19 protein-coding genes are annotated in these 21,274 nt (G+C 76.1%); 14 read left to right on the top strand and 5 right to left on the bottom strand.

Annotated elements, in window-relative coordinates:
- Positions 1–56: 56 nt before the first annotated feature.
- Positions 57–1,376 (bottom strand): chitinase, encoded by a 1,320-nt coding sequence (locus tag ACGFSC_RS16385; RefSeq protein ID WP_359897628.1) that lies wholly within the window; start codon positions 1,374–1,376, stop codon positions 57–59.
- A 358-nt stretch (positions 1,377–1,734) separates the two neighbouring features.
- Between ACGFSC_RS16385 and ACGFSC_RS16380 the strand changes: the two genes are divergently transcribed.
- A complete protein-coding gene (locus tag ACGFSC_RS16380; RefSeq protein WP_359897629.1) occupies positions 1,735–2,067 on the top strand; it encodes a hypothetical protein in 333 nt (110 codons plus the stop codon).
- A gap of 18 nt (positions 2,068–2,085) precedes the next feature.
- On the opposite strand, the gene ACGFSC_RS16375 is transcribed toward ACGFSC_RS16380, so the two are convergent.
- Positions 2,086–2,970, bottom strand: coding sequence for a LysR substrate-binding domain-containing protein (locus ACGFSC_RS16375; protein ID WP_359897630.1), 885 nt, complete (start codon positions 2,968–2,970; stop codon positions 2,086–2,088).
- Positions 2,971–3,173: 203 nt separating this feature from the next.
- Here ACGFSC_RS16375 and ACGFSC_RS16370 point away from each other — a divergent pair, with 203 nt between their 5' ends.
- From ACGFSC_RS16370 to ACGFSC_RS16355, 4 genes are all read left to right on the top strand, one after another.
- Complete coding sequence (locus ACGFSC_RS16370; protein WP_359897631.1) at positions 3,174–4,109, top strand: DMT family transporter; 936 nt, start codon at positions 3,174–3,176, stop codon at positions 4,107–4,109.
- 85 nt (positions 4,110–4,194) lie between these two features.
- On the top strand, positions 4,195–5,463 hold the full coding sequence (locus tag ACGFSC_RS16365; RefSeq protein ID WP_359897689.1) for a sensor domain-containing protein: 1,269 nt from the start codon (positions 4,195–4,197) through the stop codon (positions 5,461–5,463).
- The gene (locus ACGFSC_RS16360) at positions 5,448–6,104 is read left to right on the top strand and encodes a response regulator transcription factor (RefSeq protein ID WP_359897632.1); all 657 of its coding nucleotides are present in this window, start codon (positions 5,448–5,450) and stop codon (positions 6,102–6,104) included. The genes ACGFSC_RS16365 and ACGFSC_RS16360 overlap by 16 nt, the downstream gene beginning before the upstream one ends.
- Positions 6,105–6,172: 68 nt before the next feature.
- A complete protein-coding gene (locus ACGFSC_RS16355) occupies positions 6,173–6,535 on the top strand; it encodes a hypothetical protein (RefSeq protein ID WP_359897633.1) in 363 nt (120 codons plus the stop codon).
- Here the strand turns inward: ACGFSC_RS16355 and ACGFSC_RS16350 are convergent.
- Positions 6,507–7,721 (bottom strand): glycosyltransferase family 4 protein, encoded by a 1,215-nt coding sequence (locus tag ACGFSC_RS16350; RefSeq protein ID WP_359897634.1) that lies wholly within the window; start codon positions 7,719–7,721, stop codon positions 6,507–6,509. The genes ACGFSC_RS16355 and ACGFSC_RS16350 overlap by 29 nt on opposite strands.
- Positions 7,628–8,953 (bottom strand): glycosyltransferase 87 family protein, encoded by a 1,326-nt coding sequence (locus ACGFSC_RS16345; RefSeq protein ID WP_392863496.1) that lies wholly within the window; start codon positions 8,951–8,953, stop codon positions 7,628–7,630. Before ACGFSC_RS16345 ends, ACGFSC_RS16350 begins: the two co-directional genes overlap by 94 nt.
- Before the next feature lie 280 nt (positions 8,954–9,233).
- Between ACGFSC_RS16345 and ACGFSC_RS16340 the strand changes: the two genes are divergently transcribed.
- The 7 genes from ACGFSC_RS16340 (at position 9,234) to ACGFSC_RS16310 (ending at position 18,409) form a co-directional block, all read left to right on the top strand.
- Positions 9,234–10,292 carry a GNAT family N-acetyltransferase gene (locus ACGFSC_RS16340; protein WP_359897636.1) on the top strand — a complete coding sequence of 353 codons (1,059 nt, stop codon included), beginning with the start codon at positions 9,234–9,236 and terminating at the stop codon, positions 10,290–10,292.
- Entirely contained in the window at positions 10,285–11,079 is a 795-nt protein-coding gene (locus ACGFSC_RS16335; protein WP_359897637.1) for an aminotransferase class IV, read from the top strand. Before ACGFSC_RS16340 ends, ACGFSC_RS16335 begins: the two co-directional genes overlap by 8 nt.
- 113 nt (positions 11,080–11,192) lie before the next feature.
- Positions 11,193–12,065, top strand: coding sequence for an ABC transporter ATP-binding protein (locus tag ACGFSC_RS16330; protein ID WP_359897638.1), 873 nt, complete (start codon positions 11,193–11,195; stop codon positions 12,063–12,065).
- The gene (locus tag ACGFSC_RS16325) at positions 12,062–14,587 is read left to right on the top strand and encodes an FtsX-like permease family protein (protein WP_359897639.1); all 2,526 of its coding nucleotides are present in this window, start codon (positions 12,062–12,064) and stop codon (positions 14,585–14,587) included. The genes ACGFSC_RS16330 and ACGFSC_RS16325 overlap by 4 nt, the downstream gene beginning before the upstream one ends.
- A 270-nt stretch (positions 14,588–14,857) precedes the next feature.
- The gene (locus ACGFSC_RS16320) at positions 14,858–15,340 is read left to right on the top strand and encodes a hypothetical protein (RefSeq protein WP_359897640.1); all 483 of its coding nucleotides are present in this window, start codon (positions 14,858–14,860) and stop codon (positions 15,338–15,340) included.
- A complete protein-coding gene (locus ACGFSC_RS16315; RefSeq protein ID WP_359897641.1) occupies positions 15,337–16,941 on the top strand; it encodes a multicopper oxidase domain-containing protein in 1,605 nt (534 codons plus the stop codon). Before ACGFSC_RS16320 ends, ACGFSC_RS16315 begins: the two co-directional genes overlap by 4 nt.
- Before the next feature lie 109 nt (positions 16,942–17,050).
- Positions 17,051–18,409 (top strand): DUF2252 domain-containing protein, encoded by a 1,359-nt coding sequence (locus ACGFSC_RS16310; RefSeq protein ID WP_359897642.1) that lies wholly within the window; start codon positions 17,051–17,053, stop codon positions 18,407–18,409.
- A 44-nt stretch (positions 18,410–18,453) separates the two neighbouring features.
- On the opposite strand, the gene ACGFSC_RS16305 is transcribed toward ACGFSC_RS16310, so the two are convergent.
- Positions 18,454–19,602 (bottom strand): Cmx/CmrA family chloramphenicol efflux MFS transporter, encoded by a 1,149-nt coding sequence (locus ACGFSC_RS16305; RefSeq protein WP_359897643.1) that lies wholly within the window; start codon positions 19,600–19,602, stop codon positions 18,454–18,456.
- Between the two features lie 304 nt (positions 19,603–19,906).
- Here ACGFSC_RS16305 and ACGFSC_RS16300 point away from each other — a divergent pair, with 304 nt between their 5' ends.
- On the top strand, positions 19,907–20,506 hold the full coding sequence (locus tag ACGFSC_RS16300) for a hypothetical protein (RefSeq protein WP_359897644.1): 600 nt from the start codon (positions 19,907–19,909) through the stop codon (positions 20,504–20,506).
- 340 nt (positions 20,507–20,846) lie between these two features.
- Entirely contained in the window at positions 20,847–21,236 is a 390-nt protein-coding gene (locus ACGFSC_RS16295) for a hypothetical protein (protein WP_359897645.1), read from the top strand.
- The last annotated feature ends 38 nt before the right edge of the window (positions 21,237–21,274 follow it).

Genomic DNA, 21,274 nt, shown 5'->3' with positions numbered 1-21,274 from the left:
GCACCCAGCCGTCAGCGGCGGTGTGCGGGCCGACCCGGGGCACCGGCAGGCTGCGCTCAGCAGGGCCCGTCGTCGGCCCAGACGCCCCACTGGCCGCCGGCGCTCGGCACCTCGTTCAGCGTCCACCACTTGGCGTGGTAGTTGTGTCCGTTGTACGAGACCTTGGCGCCGCCGGTGTACGTGGTGCTCGCGCTCCACGCCGGGGCGGTGCAACTGCCGGGGGTGGTCGGAGGAGTCGTCGGGGGAGTCGTGGGCGGGGTGGTGGGCGGCGTGGTGGGCGGGGTCGCCCCGGCGAACTTCACCGTGTACTTGGTGAAGTCCCAGTCGTTCTGAGCCACGCTGGAGCAGGAGCCGGACAGCCCCGGGTCGACGTTGCCCGCGCACTGGCGGTCCCGGTTGACCGACCAGTAGGTGTACCGGGCCAGGCCGTGCGCGGTGGCGAAGTCCAGCACGGTCTGGAAGTCGGACTGGTGGAAGTACTCGGCGGCGTCGGTGCGGCCGTTCATCATCGACACGCCCTCGTGGGCGTACGCGGTGGCCTCGTTCCAGCCGAAGGTGCTCTGCAGGATCTGGTTGAACTTCACCAGCGCGTCGGTCTGCGCCGCGGCGCCGCTGAAGCCGCCGTCGAACGGCATGATCGAGTAGTTGTCCGGCGTGAAGCCCTGCGACTTGGCCTCGTTGAGCATCTGGGTGCCGAACCAGCCGGTGCCCGCGTTGGTGCCCGCGGTGGTGATCGAGACGTACAGGCCGGGGTTGTTCTGCTGGAGGATCCGGGCCGCGCCGATCTCGTTGTGGATGGCCGCGGTGTTCTCGTACTCCGGTTCCTCCAGGTCGAAGTCGATCGCCTTGAGGCCGTACTTGGTGATCACCTTCTGGTAGCCGGCGGCGGTCGCCTCGGGGGTGCCGCAGACCTGGCCCAGCTTGGTGCCGCCGTACCCGCCGACCGACACCGAGACGTCCCCGCCCTTGCCGCGCACGGTCTGGATGACGCTCGGCATGGTGGTGTCGGTGTCGATCGAGGAGGTGCCGCCCCAGGCGGGCGAACAGCTGTTGCCCTGGGCCAGGATGAAAGCCAGTTGGAAGGCCTTCTGGCCGGTGGCGTCCATGACGGCGGCGGCGTCCGGCGGGTTGTTGTCCTCGGGCATCAGGTACGGCGCCGAGGCGTACCAGTTGCTGCCGAGCCCTCCGGTGGCGGTGGTGCCGGTGGTGTCCGCGGAAGCGGAGGCGGAGCCGGTGCCGGCCAGGGCGGCGACGCCGCTGGCGACCAGGCCGAGCGCGGCGGCCACGGCGAGTGCGGCGGGGCGCCCGAGGGCGGGGCGACGGGCGGGGCGAGGTGCGGTGTGCCGGTGGGAATGCGGGGGAAGGGCGCGTTCCATCGGAAGCCTTTCCAGGAAACGGCAGTGGGGGAGGCCGGCCTGGTCGCGCCGGGTGTGGGGGTGGCGCGGCGGCCGAACGGACCGTCGGCGGCGGGTGGTTGCCGAAGGTCCTCACTGGTATAGACCTGTGGGGAAGGGGGGTCAACCCCAAAAGGGTCAAGCCCGCCCGTCCGTCACGGGCGCGACAGCGCGCCAGGAGTCCGGCGGGTGCGCGGGCAGGCGGAAATGCCGTGGATCGCCGGGCGGGCCCGTGGCAGCATGGCGCCCATGACGACCGACCGAAAGGACCGTGCCGCGTAGTCGGCCGGGACGTTTCCGCGCAGAGCTTCCGCGCCGCCGGGTCCGAGGAGCGCAGCCGGTGATCGACGGGGTGTCCGCGCGGGCCCTCGCCGAGATCGCGCGGCTCGAACGTACGCGGAACCACCTGCGGCCCGGGGGCACGGCGGCCGCACTGCGTCGGTGGCGGGCGTACGTCCACCGTTCCGAGCGCCGGCTGTGGGAGGACTACGCGGAGCGCGACCTGTACTGGTTCTGCTGCGGTTGCCCGTGGGACGACCGGGACCTGTTGGAGACGGTGATGCTCGCGCTGTCGCCCCGGCACGCCCGTCAACTGCGCGCCGTCGTCGCCCGGTTCGACGCCCGGTGGGACGTGCCCGTACCGCCCTGGCTGCCGCCGGACGGATGGAGCTGAGCGCCCGGCGCCGGGTGCTCAGGCCCCGACGGCGGTGTCCGCGCCAACCCCCGCCAGCAGTCCGCTGACCGCGGGGGCCCACGGGCGGCCGGTCGGCCCGGTCAGCGACAGAGTCCGGTGGACGGCGGGCCGGATCGGGACCAGCACGCAGTCGGCCGGGAGCATGGTCAGCGCCAGCGCGGGCATCACCGAGACCCCGACGCCCGCGTGCACCATGCCGATCAGGGTGTTCAGGTCGCGGATGCGGTGCCGGGGCGCGAAGCGGGTACCGGCCCGCCGGTAGGCCTCGCGGATGTGACGCTCGCAGCCGCCCTCCGAGAGCAGGAAGTCGTCGTCCTCCAACTCGGCCACGTGGACGGTCGGCTGGTCGGCGAGCGGATGGTCGCGGCGCAGCAGTGCGTGCATCGAGTCGGCGCCGAGCGCGACCGCCCCGGGCGGCAGCGGACCGGCGTCCACCAGCACGGCGGCGTCGACCGTGCCCGCCTCCAGCCAGGCCGCCAGCTCGTCGTCCTCGCCCTCGAAGACCCGGACGGTCAGCTGCGGGTGGGCCGCCCGCCAGTCCTTCAGCAGTCCGGGCAGCAACGCCTGGCAGACGGTGGTGGGCGCCGCCAGCCGTACGGTGCCGGTCAGGCCGCCGCAGTGCCGGGTGGCGATCGCGCGGACGGCGACGGCCGAGGCGACGGCCGTCCTGGCGTGCGGGAGGATCTGCTCGCCGAGCGGGGTGGGGCGGCACGGGCTGCCGCGCCGCAGCACGGGCGCGCCGAGGTTGCGCTCCAGCGCGGCGACGGCGTGCGAGACGGCGGACTGGCTGATGCCCAGCTCGTCGGCGGCCGCTCCGAAGCCGCCGGTGTCGGCGACCGCGACCAGTGCCCTGAGCTGGGCCAGGTTGACGTCCGAGGTCATGAGACTTCCTCATCACGGGTGCACTGCCACTTGTTGGACTCATGCTCCGGTGCCGGGCCACGCTCTGTCCAGTTGATGGCACGGCCACGAGCGTGGCCACGGCCAGGGCCACGGATGCGGACGCGGAAACGGCCACGGCCACGGAAACGGCCACGGAAACGAAAACGGACGCGGCCACGGACACGGACAAGGAGGTGGTGGGGGTGCGGCGCTGGCTGCCGGGCTTCGTGGCCCTGTCGGCGATCTGGGGCGCGAGCTTCGCCCTGATCAAGGTCGCGGTCGACGCGGGGGTGCCGCCGCTCTGGGTGGCGCTGTGGCGCTGCCTGCTGGGCGCGGCCACGCTGTGGGCGATCCTCGTGGTGCGCGGCGAGCGGGTCCCGCGCGACCGGGTGCTGTGGGGCCATTCGGCGGTGGTGGCGGTGCTGCTCAACGCGGTGCCGTTCACCCTCTTCCCGTTCGGCGAGACCAGGGTCGGCTCGGTGCTCGCCGGGGTGATGAACGCGACCACCCCGCTGTTCACCCTGCTGTTCGCGGTGCTGGCCGTCCCCGGGGAGCGCCGCCCTGGCGCCCGCCGACTGGCCGGCCTCGGGCTCGGCTTCCTCGGCGTGCTCACCGTGCTCGGGGTCTGGCGCGGCCTCGGCGCCGGGGCGACCGCCGGCGCGCTGGCCTGCCTGGCCGCCGCCTGCTGCTACGGCGCCGGCTTCGCCTATCTGCGCCGCTTCCTGTCCGGCCGCCCGGAGTCGGTGACCACCCTCTCCGCGCTCCAGATCGCCTGCGCCGCAGCCGAGTTGGCGCTGGTCGCGCCGCTCGCCGAAGGCGCCCCGCACTGGCCCGGGGCGGGCCCGGCGCTCGCCCTGCTGGTGCTCGGCGTGGCCGGCACCGGCCTGGCGTACCTGCTCAACCTGGCCCTGGTCCGCGGCGCGGGGGCGACGGTGGCCTCCGCCGTCACGTACGTGATGCCGCTCTGGTCGACGGCGCTGGGCGCGGCGTTCCTGCACGAGCCGGTGGGCTGGAACGCGCTGGTCGGCGGCGTGCTGGTGATCGCTGCCGTCGCGCTGGCCCGGCCGCGCCCGGCCCCGGTGGCGGCCCAGGGCGGGGCCCCGGCGGAGGACCCGAAGGGCCGTCAGCCCGTCGGTTAGGGTGGACCGGGTGAGCGAGGTCAGCGACGGCGGGGGCGGCGGGGGCGGCGAAGGGGGCCGCGAGGCGGAACCGCAGCCGACCGCCGTGGGCGAGGCGCTGTGGGCGCACCCGCTGCGCTTCCCGTTCACCCGCTGGGTGCCGCGCTGCTGGGCGTACCTGCTGGGCAGTGCGCTGCTCGGGCCGGTGCTGCTGGCGGTCCTCGTGGTGCTGCTGGTGCTCGGCCTGGGCCTGGGGGCGATCGGCGTCGGGATCCCGCTGCTGGTCGCCCTGGCGCTCATCGGCATTCCGACCGCCACCGCGGCCCGGTGGCGGCTGCGGCTGGTGGAGCCGGTCCCGCTGCCCGACCCGCACCGCAGCCTGCCCGGGGCGGGCCGCCGGGCCCGCATCCGCACCCGGCTGCGCGAGCGGGCCACCTGGCGCGAACTCGCCCATGCCGCGCTCGCCTCGACGGTGCTGGCCGCCGCCGCGCTCGGCTTCACCGCGCTGCTGGTGCTGTCCGGCCTGTACGTGCTCTCCCCGCTGGTGGTCTGGGCGCTCGCGCCGGAGACCGTGATGCTGATCCCCGGGCGCGCCGTCCCCGGGCCGCTCGCCGCCCTGCCGTTCACCGCCGCCGGGCTGGCGGGCCTGCTTCTCTGCGCGTACGCCGGGGCGCTGCTGACCGCCGCCGAGGTCGCGCTGGCCCGCTTCCTGCTCGCCCCCCGGGAGGACGACCTCGGCCGCCAGGTGCTCGAACTCACCCGTTCCCGGGCCAGGTTGGCCGACGCCTTCGAGGCGGAGCGGCGCCGGATCGAGCGCGACCTGCACGACGGGGCGCAGCAGCAGCTGGTCGCGCTCAGCATGACCCTCGGGCTCGCCGAGTATGAGCTGCGCGACCGGCAGGGCCGGGCGGCGGACCTCGTCACCCGGGCGCGCGGCGAGGCCCGGCAGGCGTTGGAGCAGCTGCGCGGACTGGTGCGCGGCATCCACCCGCAGGTGCTCACCGACCACGGGCTCGCGGCCGCCGTCGCCGAGGTCGCGCTGCGTCACCCGATCCCGGTGGAAGCCGACATCGAGCTCCCGGAGCGGCTGCACCCGGCCGTGGAGACCACCGCCTACTTCACCGTCACCGAGGCGCTCACCAACGCCGCCAAGCACAGCGGCGCCACCGCGATCACCGTCCGCGGGCGGGTCGCGGGGGGCCGGCTGGTCGTCCAGGTGACCGACGACGGCCGCGGCGGGGCGGACCCGGCCGCCGGGGCCGGACTGGCGGGACTCGCCGACCGGGTGGCACTGCTGAGAGGACGGCTGATGGTGACGAGCCCGACGGGCGGCCCGACGACGCTGCGGCTGGAGGTCCCGTGCTCCGGGTCGTGATCGCCGAGGACGCGGTGCTGCTGCGCGCCGGACTGGTCGAGCTCCTCGCCCTCGGCGGCCACCGGGTGACCGCCGCCGTCGGCGACGCCGAGGCGCTGGCCGCGGCCGTCGACGCCGAGCGGCCGGACATCGTGGTCACCGACGTCCGGATGCCCCCCGACCACACCGACGAGGGCCTGCGCGCCGCCCTCGCCCTGCGCGAGCGCCACCCCGGCCTGCCCGTCCTGGTCCTGTCCCAGTACGTGGCCACCCCGTACGCGACCCGGCTGCTGGCCGCCGCCGGTGCTCAACCGGCCGGTCTGGGCTACCTGTTGAAGGACCGGGTCGGTGACGTCGCGGACTTCCTGGACGCGCTGCGGCGGGTCGCGGACGGGGAGACGGTGATCGACCCCGACGTGGTCCGGGTGCTGCTGCGCGGCCGGTCGGGCGACCGCCCGCTGGCCCGCCTCACCCCGCGCGAGCGCGAGGTGCTCGCGCTGCTGGCCGAGGGCCTCAACAACCAGGCCGTGGCGGCCCGGTTGAGCATCACCGAGGCCTCGGTGGTGAAGCACTGCGGGAACATCTTCATGAAGCTGGACCTGGACCCGACCGAGGGCAACCGGCGGGTGCTCGCGGTGCTGGCGCACCTGCGCGGCGAGTGACCGGTCCGCCCGTCCGACGGCAATTCACCCACTTGTCACAGGGGTTGTGCGGCCGGAACGATGGCGTCATGGAGAGGACACGGGAACCGCAGAGCGCAATCGTCAACCGGCTGCTCAAGGGCGAGGCGACCAGGGAGGACACCACGACGGCGCAGACCAACTTCCTGCTGTGGCTGCGGCAGGAATGGGCCGGGGACGGGGACCGGGCGCTGGCGGCCTGTCAGGACACGCTGACGGCTGCCGGGGGCGAGGAGTGGCGGGCCATGCCGGAGCGCGATCTGTCCGCCCACGTCTGGCTGTTCAGCTTCTCCTGCCCGAGCCGCGACGACCTGCCGGGCCAGGCGAGGAACTGGGTGACGGCGGTCCGCGCCAACGGCGGGGCGCCCGCCATCGCCCGACTGGTCAGGCACCTGCGGGGGCAGGCGGAGTGACCGGTCCGGCCGGAGCCTCCTGGGCGGCCGGAGCCCCGGGAACGGCCGGAGCGACTGGAGCGACTGGAGGAACCAGGGCGGCCGGGGGCCGGGGAACGGCCGGAACAGCGGGAACACCCGGAGCGCCCGGGCCCGGCAGTGGCGAAGCGGGGTCCAGCAACTCCGTGAGCCGCCGCGCCGAGGCCTCCCAGGTCCAGTGCTCCTCGACCCAGCGCCGCCCCGCCGCCCCCATCCGGGCCCGCTCGGCGGCCGGGGCCAGCAGGAGGCGGGTCAGGGCGGCGGCCACTTCGGCGGGATCGCGGCCGTCGACGACCGTGCCGGTGACGCCGTCCAGGACGGTGTCCGGGGCGCCGCCGGAGCGGCCGGCCACCACCGGGAGGCCGGCCGCGGCCGCCTCCAGGAAGACGATCCCCAGGCCCTCGGCCTCCAGGCCCAGCCGCCGGGTGCGGCACGGCATCGCGAAGACGTCCGCGCCGGCGTAGTGGACGGCCGTCCCGGCGTGGTCCAGGCCGCCGGTGAACACCACGCTGCCCGGCTCGGTCAGCCGGCCGGCCAGGCCCCGCAGCCGGTCCTCGTCCGGGCCCCGGCCGACCAGCACCAGGGTGGTCCCGGGCACGGCCCGGCGGATCGCGGGCAGCGCGCGGATCAGCGCGTCCTGCCCCTTGCGCGGGACCAGCCGCGCCACGCAGAGGACCACCGGGGCGGCGGCCGGCACCCCGGTGGTGCCGGCCGGCCGGAAGACCGACGGGTCGACCCCCGGTACCAGGCGCACCAGCCGGGCGTCCGGCCCGAGCGCGGGGGCGATCCGGGCGCGGGTGTAGGCCCCGAGGAAGGTCACCGCGTCCGTGCTGCGGCCGATCCGGCGCAGCAGGCCGCGGGCGCCCGGGGTGCGGGCCCACCAGATCTCGTGTCCGTGCGTGGTGGCGACCGTGCGGCGGACGCCGGGCGCCAGCCGCCGCAGGCCGGGCGTCATCGCGGCGAGCGGGGCGGCGGCGCCGAACCAGACCCGGTCGCAGCCGTGCGCGCGGGCTATCGCGGCGGCCCGGCGGGTGGCCCGAGGGGTCGGCAGCAGGGTGCGGGCCCGGTCGCGGATCACCGGGTAGGGGAGAGCGGCGTCGTGGCGCTCCGCGCCGGGTTCGGCCGAGGTGTAGACCACGACGTCGTGGTCGGGAACGCGGTCGGCCATGGCCCGGACGAAGGTTTCGATGCCGCCCTGGCGCGGTGGGAAGTCGTTGGTGACGACGAGGGTGGTGCCCATGGCAGGCCTTTCGGAAGGGAGAGCGGAACGGAGAGCGGATCGGAGACCGGATCGGAGGACGAGAGGGGGAGCAGGACGAGGACGAGCGGCAGCGCGAGGTAGCCGAACCGCCCGGCGGGTGCCAGCAGGAAGGCCACGGTCAGCCCGAGGGCCAGCCGATGCGCCGCCGCGGCCGCGGTGCGGGGCGGTCGGAGGAGCAGGGACGCCCCGACGGCGAGCCCGGCGAGCAGCAGCAGGCCGACGGCGGCGTACCAGCCGGGCGGGCCGAGATCGGCGAGCAGCCGTCCGGGCAGCGGGCTGGTGGCCGGGGTGGGCAGTCGGCCGCGCCCGGTGGGGAAGGCGAACACCTGCTCCACCAGCGGCCCGGGCGCGCGCAGCGCCACCGGCAGCACGGCCACCGCCGCCGCGCCCACCGCGACGGCCGCCCCGCGCAGCGCCGCGCGCCGTCCGGCCGTGGCCGCCAGCAGGGCGGTCACCACGGCGAGTGCGGGCCAGGCCGTCCACTTCAGCGAGCAGGCGGCGGCCAGCGCCAACCCGGCCGCCACCGGCCGCCGTTCGGCGGCGCGGACCAGGGCGAGCCAGCAGAGGCCGATGAGCGGCAGGTCGACCCCGCTGACGCAGAGCGGCAGCGCGACCACCGGCGAGACGGTGAGCGCGGCGGCGCCGAGCCGGCGCCCGGCGGGCACCGTCCGCAGCACGCAGACCAGGAACACCGCCGCGCACCAGAGCCGGGCGTCGCCGAGCGGTGACCCGCCCAGCGGCGTGTCGTCCAGCAGCGCCCGGGGCAGGCCCAGCAGGGCCATGGCGGGAAGGTACGGGGTGTACTGGGCGACGGACGCCGGCTCGGCCAGGTACGGCGTGCCGGTCTGCAGCAGCAGCGACCCGGAGCGCTCGATCACCCCGACCTCGCTCTGCCCCCGCCCCTCCAGCACCAGCACGAGCAGCGGCACCAGCACCGCCCCGACGGCGGCGACCGCCACCGACACCTCACGCCCGCGCCGCCGCACCAGCGCCACGGCGAGTGCCGCCGACAGGTACCCGCAGGCCGCGAAGGTCCCCCAGCTCCGGTGCGGCCCGAGCCCGGACAGCACCGGAAACGCCTCGGCCCACCCGGCCGCCACCAGCCACCCGCCGCACCACCACCACGCCCGTTTCGTCACGCCTTCATTGCATCGCCGCAGCTCGGCGGGGTCATCACGGCCAGGTCGAGTCCTGTGGTCGGGTTTCCCCCACCTCCGCCGGGACGGCGACGGCCGCGGCCACGGTGGCGAGGACCGCAGAGGACCGCAGAGGACCGCAGAGGGCCGCAGAGGGCCGCAGAGGGCCGCAGAGGGCCGCGGAGGGGCCTCGGGGCGCGGCGGGGACGGGCCCGCTCCTCGCGTTGACGTTCGGTGGCCGGTGGATTACTGATCGTCCCCGGCCCACCGCTATCCTCGCCCTGTGGTGAGGTCGTGGGATGCGGCGGTGGAGCGGGCACAGGACCGGCTGGCGGCGGGGCCGCGGCTGCGGGCGGCCGGTCCGGGGGAGGAACGGCGGTTCGCCCTCTGGGACTTGGCGTCCCTGGTGGAGGGCGAGCTGGGCGAGCGGGTGGACCCGGACGGGCTGGCCCCGCCGGCGGAGCGCAGGTGGCGGGAGCGGCTGGGGGAGAGCGGGCGGGAGTGGCCGGGCGGGGAGCTGTACCGGCGGCGCTACTGGATCCGGGACGACGCGGGCGCGGTGGCGGGCACCGTCGCGGTGGACAACTGGACCAAGGGCCCGAGCCAGCTCGCCGTCTCCTCCCTCTACGTGACGCCGGCCGCGCGCGGCCGGGGCCTGGCCGCCGCCGCGCTGGACGAGGTGTACGCGGCGGCCACCGCCGAGGGCCTGCCGGGGTTCCGGCTGGAGGCGCACTGGACCTGGCAGCCGGCGGTCCGCTACTACCTGCGCCGGGGGCTGTGGGTGGTGGGCTGGAAGCGTGCGCTGTCCTTCGCCCGGATGCCCCAGCTCCCCGTGCACCGGGTGCGGGAGGAGGACGGCCGGCTGCTCCTGCTGGTCGCCGACCGGCTGCGCGGCTGGGTGCCGATACTGGCCGCGGGGCAGGAGGGCCGCTGGCTGCGGCTGGACGAGACGGCGGACTACCGGGGCTGCGACGGCTGGGTGCACGAGTACGCCCGCTCCACGCTGGCCCTGTGGCTGGCGCTGGCCGGCCGGCCGCTGGTGCGCGGCCCGCAGTGGTGGGCGGAGGCGTGGCGCTGGTCGGACGCGGGGGAGCCGGAGGGCCTGGCGTACCGGATCGAGGAGTTCGAGCGGGCGGCCCGGAAGGCGGGCCGGCCGATGGTGAGCCCCTACCGCCCGGCGTCGCCGCAGTCCGAGCCGCCGCAGTCCGGGCCGTCGCGCTCCGAGCCGCCTCGGCCGGGGCCGCGGCAGTCCGAGTCGCCTCGGTCGGGGCCGCCCCCGTCGGGGCTGCCGGAGCAGGCTCCGCCGGCATTCCCGCAGCTGGCAGACTCGGGGGATGGCTGAGATCGAGATCGACGGCGCCCCTGCCGACCCTGCGCGGCTGGCCGCGCTGGGGCTGCTCAACTACGGGCACTTCACCACCCTGCGGGCGGAGGAGGGCCGGGTGCGCGGTCTGGCGCTGCACCTGGACCGGCTGGTCCGGGACTGCCGGGTGCTGTTCGGCGCCGAGCTGGACCGGGCGGTGGTGCGGGCGCGGATCGGCGCGGTGCTGCCCGCCGACGGCGCGCCGGTGACCGTCCGGGTCACCGTGTACGACCCGGAGCTCGGCCTGGAGCGCCCCGCGGCCCCGGCCGCACCCGCCCTGCTGGTGACCACCCGCCCGGCCACGGCAGCCGCGCCCGCCCCGCTGCGGGTCCGCACCGCGGCGTACCGGCGGGAGCTGCCGGAGGTGAAGCACGTCGGCCTGTTCGGTTTGGTGCACCACCGCCGCTTGGCGCAACTGGCGGGCTTCGACGACGTGTTGCTGGTCGACGAGGACGGCCTGGTGGTCGAGGGCGCGACCTGGAACGTGGGCTTCCTGGCCGAGGAGAAGCTGGTCTGGCCGCAGGGGCCGAGCCTGCCGGGCGTGACCGAGGCCCTGCTGTCCGGCGCGTACCGGGGTCCGCAGTCCCGCGAGCCGCTGGCCGCCGACGGGCTGGACCGCTTCACCGCCGCCTTCGCGGTGAACGCGGGTGTCGGGGTGTGTCCGCTGGCGGCCGTGGACGGCACCACCTTCGACCCCGCCCACCCGGTGCTCGCCGAGCTGCGCGCCGTCTACCTGGGGGTTCCCGCCGAACCGGTGGGGGGATAACCCCACCTCCGGTCCGCCGGTGGCCTGCATGGTCCGCGGAGTCCGTTCTCCCTAGGTTGGAGCACGTTGACGACGAGCGACGCTACGACGCGGAACCGAAGGAAGGCCCACCCATGGCACGCCGCCAAGACCGCCGCAGGACCGACGAGTTCGGGACGGACCAGTACGGCACCGATGGGTACGCCCCCGCCGCCCACGCCGCCCCCGGGTACGGCACCCCCTACGGCACCGCCCCGCAGGCGGCCCCCGCGATCGAGCTGCGCGGGGTGCGCCGCACCTACGGGCGCGGCGAGGCGACGGTGCAGGCGCTGTGCGGGGTCGACCTGGCGCTGGCCCACGGCAGCTTCACCGCGGTGATGGGCCCGTCCGGCTCCGGCAAGTCCACCTTCCTCCAGTGCGCGGCGGGCCTGGACCGCCCGGACTCCGGGCAGGTCCGGCTCGGCGGCGAGGACATCACCGCGCTGAGCGAGAACCGGCTCACCAAGCTGCGCCGCAGCCGGATCGGCTTCGTCTTCCAGTCCTTCAACCTGCTGCCCTCGCTGACCGTCGAGCAGAACGTGCTGCTCCCGCAGCGGCTCGCCGGGGAGCGCCAGGACCGCGCCCGGGCGCGGGAGCTGCTGGGCCGGGTGGGTCTCGGCGAGCACGCCCGGCGCCGGCCCGGCCAGCTCTCCGGCGGCCAGCAGCAGCGGGTGGCGATCGCCCGCGCGCTGATCACCCGCCCGGACGTGGTGTTCGCCGACGAGCCGACCGGTGCCCTGGACACCCGGACCGCGCACGAGGTGCTCGCCCTGCTGCGCCAGGCCGTGGACTCGCTCGGCGCGACCGTGGTGATGGTGACCCACGACCCGGTGGCCGCCTCCTTCGCCGACCGGGTGCTGTTCCTGGCCGGCGGCGAGATCGTGGACGACCTGCCGCACCCGAGCCCGCAGACCGTCGCGGACCGGATGGTCGCGCTGACCGCCCGCCCGGTGGGAGTGGCGGCGTGACGAACGGACTCGCGCGCTCCTCGGTGCGCTTTCGGCCCGCCTCCTTCGCGGGCACCCTGGTCGCCCTGCTGCTGGGCGCCGTCGTGGTGGTGGCCTGCGGTGTGCTGCTGCAGACCGGTCTGACCGCGAGCCTGAAGCCCGCCCGGTACGCGGACGCCCCGGTGGTGGTCGCGGCCGAGCAGGCGGTGAAGATCCAGAAGAAGGTCGGCCAGGACACCGAGACCGTGGAGCAGGCCACCCCGGAGCGGGCCCGGACGGACGCCGCGCTGGTCGGCCGGCTGGCCGCGCTGCCCGGGGTCGCGGCCGCCCGCCCGGACACCGCCTTCCCGCTGCCCGCCACCGGCCCGGCGCCGGCCCTGACCGGCCGGGGCTTCGCCGCGCTCGGTATCGCCGGACCGGGCGACACCCTGGTCGAGGGCCGCGCGCCCGGCGCGAACGAGGTGGTGCTGGACGCCGACACGGCGCGCGCCGCACACCTCGCCCCCGGCGCGCGCCTCACGCTCACCGCGCCCGGCGGCACCGCGGACTACCGGGTCTCCGGCCTGGCCGCCGCCCAGCAGGCCGGGCCCACCGCCTGGTTCGCCGACGCCACCGCCGACCGGCTCTCCGGCCACCCCGGCCGGATCGACGCCGTCGCCGTCCAGCCCCGCGCGGGCGTGAGCACCGCCGCGCTCGCCGCGCAGGTCCGCCAGGCCGTCGGCGGCGAGGCCAGGACCTTCACCGGCGACGACCGGGGCGCCGTCGAGCACCCCGCCCTCGGCGGCGCCCGCAGCCTGCTGATGGCCCTCGGCGGCACCTTCGGCGGCTACGCCACCATGACCGCGGTCTTCGTGGTGATGAGCACCGTCGCCCTCGCCACCGGCCAGCGCGCCCGCGAGTTCGCCCTGCTGCGCGCCGTCGGTGCCACCCCGCGCCAGATCCGCCGCACCATCGCCGCCGAGGCGATGCTGGTCGCGCCGCTCGCCGCGGCGCTCGGCATCCTGCCCGGACTCGCCCTCGCCCGCTGGTGGTTCGGCCAGCTGGTCGAGCGCGGCGCCGTCCCCGCGGACGTCCGCCTGGACATCGGCCCGCTGCCGATGCTCGTCGCCGTCCTCGCCTGCACCCTCGCCGCGCTGACCGCCGGCTTCCTGGCCTCCCGCCGGCCGTCCCGGATGCGGGCCGCCCAGGCGCTCGGCGAGGCCTCCGTCGAACCGCCCCGCCCGGGCCGGGTGCGCACCGTCCTCGGGCTGGTCTTCGCCGCCGGCGGCGCCGCGGCCGCCGCCGTCGCCAACTCCCTGGACGGCGCCCAGGCCGCCCAGACCGCGCTCGGCGTGGTGATGTGCCTGATGATGGCCGTCGCCCTGCTCGGCCCCTGGCTGGCCCGGGCCGCCGCCGCGATCCTCGGCGCCCCGCTGCGGGCCGGCGGCGCCCCCGGCTCGCTGGCCGCCGACAACACCCGCGCCAACGCCCGTCGGCTGGCCTCCGCGATCACCCCGATCGTCCTGGTCACCGCCTTCTGCGGCACCCTGCTGATCCTGCAGAGCACCGTGCGCCACACCGCCGGCGAGAACGTCCGGGCCGGCGTCACCGCCGACCACGTGGTCGGCGCCACCGGCCCCGGCCTGCCCGCCGGGACGGCCGAGCGGGCGGCCCGGGTGCCCGGCGTGGACACCGCCGTCGGCGTGCTGCGCACCGGCGTCGTCTACGAGAACGGCGGCCAGCTGGGCTCCGCCCCCGTGCTCGGCGTCGACGGCGACCCGGCGCGGCTGCCGAAGGTGCTCGACCTGGGCGTGCGCAGCGGCTCGCTCGCCGACCTCGGCCGCGCCCCCGACACCATCGCGCTGAGCGCCACCCTGGCCGACGCGCTCGGCGCCGGGGTCGGCGACCGGGTCCCGCTCCGGCTCGGCGACGGCACCGCCGTGCGGCCCGCCGTGGTCGCGGTGTACGACCGCGGGCTCGGCGTCGGCCAGGCGCTGCTGCCCCGGGCCGCGGTGGCCGCGCACGTCACCGCCGGGTACGACAGCCAGGTGCTGGTCGCCGACGCACCGGGCGCCGACCCCGCGGCGGTGGCCGCCGGGCTGGGCACGCTGGCCGGGGCCGCGGTGACCGACCGGGCCGGGTTCGTCGCCCAGTCCGACAAGGACCTGGAGCTCAGCGGCTGGGCCAACACCGTGATGGCCGCCGTGCTCGGCGGGTTCGCCGCCGTCAGCGCTGCCAACACCCTGGTGATGACGGTGCTGGACCGGCGCCGCGAGGTCGCGCTGCTGCGCCTGGCCGGCACCACCCGGCGCCAGGTGCGCGGCATGATGCGCTGGGAGGCGCTGCTGGTGGCCTCGACCGGGCTGGCGGTCGGTGCGGCCATCGCCGGGATCACCCTGGTGCCGGTCGCCCGGGGCGTGGCCGGCTCCGCCCCGTACGTGCCGCCGATGCTCGCCCTGCCGCTGGCCGCCGGAGCCGTGCTGCTCTGCCTCGCGGCGACCGGGATGCCGGTCCGGGCGCTGCTGCGGACCCGGCCGGCGGCGCTGGGCGCGGTGCGCCAGTAGCGGTACGCCGGTAGCGGTACGCCGGTAGCGGTACGCCGGTAGCGGTACGCCGGTAACGGGGCCGGGGCCGGGGCGGGCCGCGGGGGAAGGGGGTGCCCTTGAGGACGACTCAAGGGCACCCCCTTCCTTCGGGTGGGAACGGCGGCCCGGGCGGGGGGTTCATGGGAAGCGCATGACCTTCCAATGACCTTGACAAGGGCTGATCGTGATGTCGCATCAGCTACGCTCGCGCCCGCCCCGCCAGACCGTCGACGCAGAGAGTAGCCCGACATGAGCAGTCCTCCCGCGGCCCCCGCGGCCCCCGCGCCCCGCTGGCCGCTGATCCTGCTGCGCGCCTCCACCACCCTGCTGGCCCTGCTGTCACTGCTCCAGGTCATGCTGGCCGGCAGCTTCCTGAACGGCACCTACGACTCCCTGAAGGACCACGAGGGCAACGCGATGATGCTGGCCACCGTGGTGGTGATCCAGCTCGCGGTGGCCGTCGCCGTCCGGTGGCCCGGCCGGGGCCCGCTCTGGCCGCTGTGGACCACCCTCCTGCTCACCGTCGCCGTCGTCGGCCAGATCACGGCCGGCTACGCCCGGGCGCTCGGCGTGCACGTCACGCTCGGCGTCCTGCTGGTCAGCGGCGTGCTCTTCGGCCTGGTCGGCGCCTGGCGGCTGCCGCTGCCCGCCGGGCACGCCCCGGGCGTCGGCGGCCCCGACGGCACCGGACGGCTGCCGCGCCCCGGCGGACCGGTGGAGGTGTCCCGGTGAACCGGCGCCGGTTCCTGGGCGTCGGCGCCTCCGTCCTCGGCGCGGGCGCCCTGGCCGCCGTCGCCGTCCCCTCCGCCGCCCGGCTGCTCGCCGAGGGCCGCCCCGGGCAGCTGCTGAGCAGCGAACTCGACCTGCCGGAGGCCTTCCGGGCCGCGCTGCCGGTGCCGCCCGTGCTGCAGCCGGTCCGCAGCGACGCGACGGGCGACTACTACGAGATCACCCAGCAGGTCGCCAGGCTGGAGATCCTGCCCGGGGTACGGACCGAGGCCTGGACGTACGGGGGCGGCTTCCCCGGGCCGACCGTGGTCACCCGCGCCGGGCGGGCGGCGGTGGTCAAGCACCGCAACGAGCTGCCGGTGCCCTCGGTGACCCACCTGCACGGCGGACACACCCCGGCGGACAGCGACGGCTACCCGGTCGACCTGCTGCTGCCGGTCGGGTCCTCGGCGGACGCCGCGTCCGGCACGGCCGGAATGGCGGGCATGGCCGGCATGGCGGGGATGGCCGGGATGTCCGGGACGGACCACCCGGCGGCCCGCACCGCCGTCGGCGAGCGCACGTACACCTATCCCGGCAAGCAGCGCGCCGCCACCCTCTGGTACCACGACCACCGGATGGGCTTCACCGGCCCCGGCGTCTGGCGCGGACTGGCCGGCTTCCACCTCGTGCACGACGACGAGGAGGCCGCGCTGCCGCTGCCGCGCGGCGACCGGGACCTGCCGCTGATGATCGCCGACCGCTCCTTCGCCGCCGACGGCTCCTTCCGCTACCCCGCCGTCGACCCCGGGCTCGCCGAGCCGGGCGTCACCGACGCCTACGCCAACGGCGTGCTCGGCGACGTCATCCTGGTCAACGGCGCGCCCTGGCCCCGGCTGGACGTCGACCGGGCGCACTACCGGCTGCGGCTGCTCAACGCCTCCAACGCCCGGCTCTACCGGCTCGAACTCGACCCGCAGCCCGAGGGCGGCGGCGCCCTGGTCCAGATCGGTTCCGACGGCGGCCTGCTCGCCGCCCCGGTCCGGCACGACGGCATCGAGATCGCCCCCGCCGAACGCTTTGACGTCGTGGTCGACTTCTCCCGCTACGCGCCCGGCACCCGGGTCCGGCTGGTCAACCGCTTCGGCAGCGGCCGGACGGCCGAGGTGATGCGCTTCGACGTCACCGCGAAGCAGCCGGCCGACGACGCGACGGTGCCCGACCGGCTCGCCACCGTCGAGGCCCTGGACGCCTCCGCGGCCGTCACCACCCGCGACTTCACCTTCCGGCGCAGCCGCGGCGACGGCTGGACCATCAACGGCCGCCCGTACACCCCCGGCCGCAGCATCGCCACGCCCGCCCTCGGCGCGGTCGAGCTCTGGCGCTTCTCCACCGACCTGCACCACCCGGTGCACGTCCACCTGGACCACTTCCAGGTGATCGGCCGCAACGGCGCGGACCCCGGCCCGTACGACGCGGGGTGGAAGGACACCGTGGACCTGCGTCCGGCCGAGGCGGTGGAGGTGCTCGTGCGCTTCACCGACTACGCGGGCGCGTACATGCTGCACTGCCACAACCTGGAGCACGAGGACATGGCGATGATGGCGGACTTCACGGTGCGCTGAGGAGCGGGCCACCCGGACGGCGCAGTGCCGGAGGGCGTGCGCTGCGCCCTCCGGCACTCCTGCCCTAGCGTCGCGGGAAGAGGACCCGCCGACGGACGGAGCCGCCGCCATGACCACCCCCGCCGAACGCCGCCGCCGCGGCCGGGCCGCCCGGGAGCGGATCTCCCGCTCCGCCCACGGCCGGTGGATCCCCGCCGCCGACCGGCCCGACCCGCTCGACGTGCTGGAACGGCAGTGCGAGGACCGGATCACCCGGCTGCTGCCGATCCGCCGCGGCCGGATGGCGGCGAGCCCCTTCGCCTACCTGCGCGGCGCCGCCGCCGTCCTGGCGGCCGACCTCGGCGCCCTCCCCGAGACCGGCCTCACCGTCCAACTCTGCGGCGACGCCCACCTGTTGAACTTCGGCCTGTACGCCTCGCCGGAACGCGCACTGCTCTTCGACGTCAACGACTTCGACGAGACCCACCCCGGCCCCTTCGAATGGGACGTCAAACGGCTCGCCGCCAGCGTCGCCGTCGCCGCCCGCGACAACGGCCAGGACGAGCAGCGGGCGCGCCGGGCCGCGCTCACCGCCGTCCAGGGGTACGCGGACGCCATGCGGCGACTGGCAGGAAAGGGCGAACTCGACGTCTGGTACGCCCGGGTGGACACCGCCGACCTCCCGGCACTGCTGGGCAAGCCGGGACAGCGCAAGCAACTGGAGTCCGGCCTCGCCCACGCCCGCAGCCGCACCAGCCTGCAGGCTTTCGGCAAACTCACCGAGGAACGGGACGGGCGGCGCCGGATCATCAGCGCACCGCCGCTGATCGAACCGCTGAAACGGACCGAACTGCGCGCCGTCGGCCAGGTGTTCAGCGACTACCGGTCGACCCTCCCGGAGTCCCGCCGGGTGCTGCTGGACCGCTTCCGCTTCGTCGACGCGGCGACCAAGGTGGTCGGCGTGGGCAGCGTCGGCACCCGCTGCTACATCCTGCTGCTGGAAGGCCGGGACGGCCGCGACCCGCTGTTCCTCCAGCTCAAGGAGGCCGGCCGGTCGGTGCTGGAGGAACACCTGCCGCCGCTGCGGGTGGACGCCGAGGTGTCCGCCCACCACGGCGGCCGCCGGGTCGTCACCGGGCAGCACCTGATGCAGGCCGCCAGCGACATCTTCCTCGGCTGGACCACGGGCCCCGGCGGCCGCCACTACTACGGCCGCCAACTGCGCGACATGAAGGGCTCGACGGAGATCGCCGACCTCACCCCCTCCGGCCTGCGCGCCTACGCCGAGCTCTGCGGCCGCACCCTCGCCCGCGCCCACGCACGCACCGGCGACCGCCTGGCCATCGCCGGCTACCTCGGCAGCGCGGACACCTTCGCCGAGGCCGTCGCCGACTTCGCCCTCCGCTACGCGGACCGCACGAAGGCCGACCACGGCGAACTGGTGGCGGCGATCGAGGACGGGCGGCTGGCGGCGGTGTCCGGGGTGTGAGCCGGGCGCTTTGAGGCGGGTCTTCGAACTCCTCGACTCCCGGCTCAACCGACGCTCCGAGGCGCCGCCGCCACCAGCAGCGCGGCGGCGACCAGCAGGCCGCCCGCGTAGAACGGGCCGAGCCCGCCGGCCGCCGTACCGAGGGAGGCGGCGGCCAGCAGCGGGCCGGCGGTGGCGCCGAGGTTGAGGGCGGCGGTCGCACAGGCGCCGGCCAGGGAGGGGGCCCCGGCCGCCTCGTACAACACCCGGGTGATCAGCGTGCCGCCGACCGCGAAGGACAGCGCGCCCAGCAGGAACACCAGCGGCAGCAGCGCGCCCGGTGCCCCGGCCAGAACGGCGAGCGCGGGCCAGCCCGCCAGCAGCAGCGGGCCGCCGACCGCGAGGACCGGACCGGAATGCCGGTCCGCGAGCCGCCCCGCGACGGTGACCCCGGTGAACGAGCCGGCGCCGAACAGGACCAGCGTGGCCGGCACCCACAGTTCGCCCAACCCGGCGGGTCCGGTCACCACGGGGGCGAGGAAGGTGAACCCGCCGAAGGTCGCCGCGTTCACCAGCCCGGCGAGCAGCATCGCGCGGAGAAGTCCTGGGCGGCGCAGCTCGGCGAGTTCCGCCCGCAGGGCCGTCGTCGCGGACCGGTCGGCCCGAACGGTGACGGACGGCAGGCCCTTGGCGATGCCGACGGCGGCCGGCAGGCAGAGCAGCGCGACCGCCCAGAACGCGGCCCGCCACCCGAACACCGCGCCCAGCACCGCCCCGCCCGGGACACCGGCCACCGTCGCCACCGTCGTCCCCGACAGCAGCACGGCGAGCGCCCGCCCCTTGCGGTCCGCCGGGACCAGCGCGGCGGCGGTGGTCAGCGCCACGGCCAGGAACCCGGCGTTGGCGAGCGCGGCCACCACCCGGGTGGCCAGCAGCACCGGGAAGCTCGCGGTGACCGCCCCGACCGCGTGCGCCGCCGCGAACGCCAGGACGAACCCGAGCAGGCTGCCGCGCCCCGGCCGGCTGCGGACGAGTACGGCCATCAGCGGCGCGCCGACCGCCATCCCGACCGCGAAGGCCGAGGTCAGCCCGCCGGCCGTGCCGACGGTGACGCCGAGGTCGGCGGCGAGGCCGGGCAGCAGCCCGGCGAGCATGAACTCCGAAGTGCCCATGGCGAACACGGCCAGGGCGAGCAGATAGAGCGGAAGGGGCATCGAGAGGCTCCGAAGTGGGGGAACGAGAAGGACGGACGTCTCGTCACCGCACGCTCAACCCCCGGGCGGCGCGGACGTGGCGCTCGCTCGGACCTCGGTGGTTCAGTGCTTCCGGGTTTCAGGGGGCCGACGGCGCGTGACCGAAAGCCCCCACCCTGGATGCCTCAGGGCTCGACATGCCCGGCAGGCTACCCGACCCTCCGCCGTCGAAGCATCCGGTTTTCCAGGTGGACGGGCCCGGTCCGTGGTCGTCCGCCTGCGCCGGGATCGTCACGCCGTCCAAGGTGCCCCGCAAGGGGGTTCGATGAATCGTGTGAGAATCGGCGGGGTCCTGGCCGCGACGGCCCTGTTGCCGCCGGCCGTGGGCGCGGTGGGACGGTTGGAGTCCCGCAGTGGCGGACGGGCCGTGGTGGCCGACGCCCTGAACCGGCCGGTGCTGCTGGTGGGCGCGGCCGGCGTCCTGCTCCTGGCCGCGCGCCTGATCCGCGGCCGTCGGGACACGGTCGGCGGGGTGGTGACGGCGGTCGGGGTCCTCGGGCTACTGTTCGCGGTGGGCGCATCCGTCCTCGGCTCGTTCCAGGAGCCGGTCCGCTCGGACACGCGCACGAGCTCCCCGGGCCGGCCGGACCACGTCCTGACCGTGGTCAACCGCGGGTACTCGGAGCAGGAGAGCAACACCTTCCACATCGCGCTGGAGACCGGCACCGGCCTCTCGGCCCGCCGCTGGCACGTCCTCACCGTCCAACAGGCGCTCCCGGGGCAGGGCGAGTTCGTCTCGGCGCAGTGGTCCGACGCCGGCCACGTCCGCATCACCACCGACGCCGGGTACCGCGTCTTCACCGTCGACCCGGGCTCCGGCGAACCGACCCTCACCGAGAGCGCGGGCAAGGTGCGGACCGTCTAGGTTCCCGGCAGGCGGCCACGATGCGCGGCTCGACCACCGCCGGGGGGAACAGGGCACCGGACAACCTGTCGGCCGGGCCGGGAGGCCACCTCTAGGATGCCGGGAAACCGAAGAGGGGGTTCGATGACGAACCGTGGGAGAGCCGGCGGCATCGTGGCCGCCACCGCGCTGCTGCTGCCGCCGGCGCTGTGGGCGGTGGGGCGCATGGAGTCGGGCGACGGCGGGCGGGCGGTGCTGGCCGACGTCCTGAACCGGCCGTGGGCGATGCTCGGTCTGGCCGCCGTCCTGCTGCTGGCGGCGGTCGTGGTCCGCGGCCGGTGGGACGTCGTCGGCGTTCGCGGTGTTCGGGCTGCTGCTGACGGGTGGCGGCCACGTCCTCCAGACGTTCGGCCCGAAGGTCCACGGGGTGAGCCGCACCGCCTCCCCGGAGCGGGCGGACCACGTTCTGACGGTGGCCCACCACGACGATCCGGAGGGCTACAACGGCCGCTACTTCGTCCGGCTGGAGACCGGCACCGGCCTGTCGACCCGCCGCTGGGACGTGCTCGCCCTCCACACGGGCGGCTTCCGGGGCGAGGGGGAGTTCGTCTCGGCGGAGTGGGCCGGATCCGGCCGGGTCCGCGTCGACACCGACGCCGGCTACCGCGTCTTCACCGTCGACCCGGGCTCCGGCGAGCCGACCCTCACCGAGAGCGTCGGCGAGCTGAAGTCCCTCGTGCACCGGGTCTGAACTGCGGGATCGTCCGCGGGGATTGTCAGTGGGGTGTG

Origin of the sequence: Kitasatospora sp. NPDC048715 (assembly GCF_043198905.1) — a bacterium.
In the GTDB taxonomy this organism is placed as follows: Bacteria; Actinomycetota; Actinomycetes; order Streptomycetales; family Streptomycetaceae; genus Kitasatospora; species Kitasatospora lactacystinica.
Note: the sequence above shows the minus strand (reverse complement) of the source record. Positions and strands in the feature narration are given on the sequence as shown.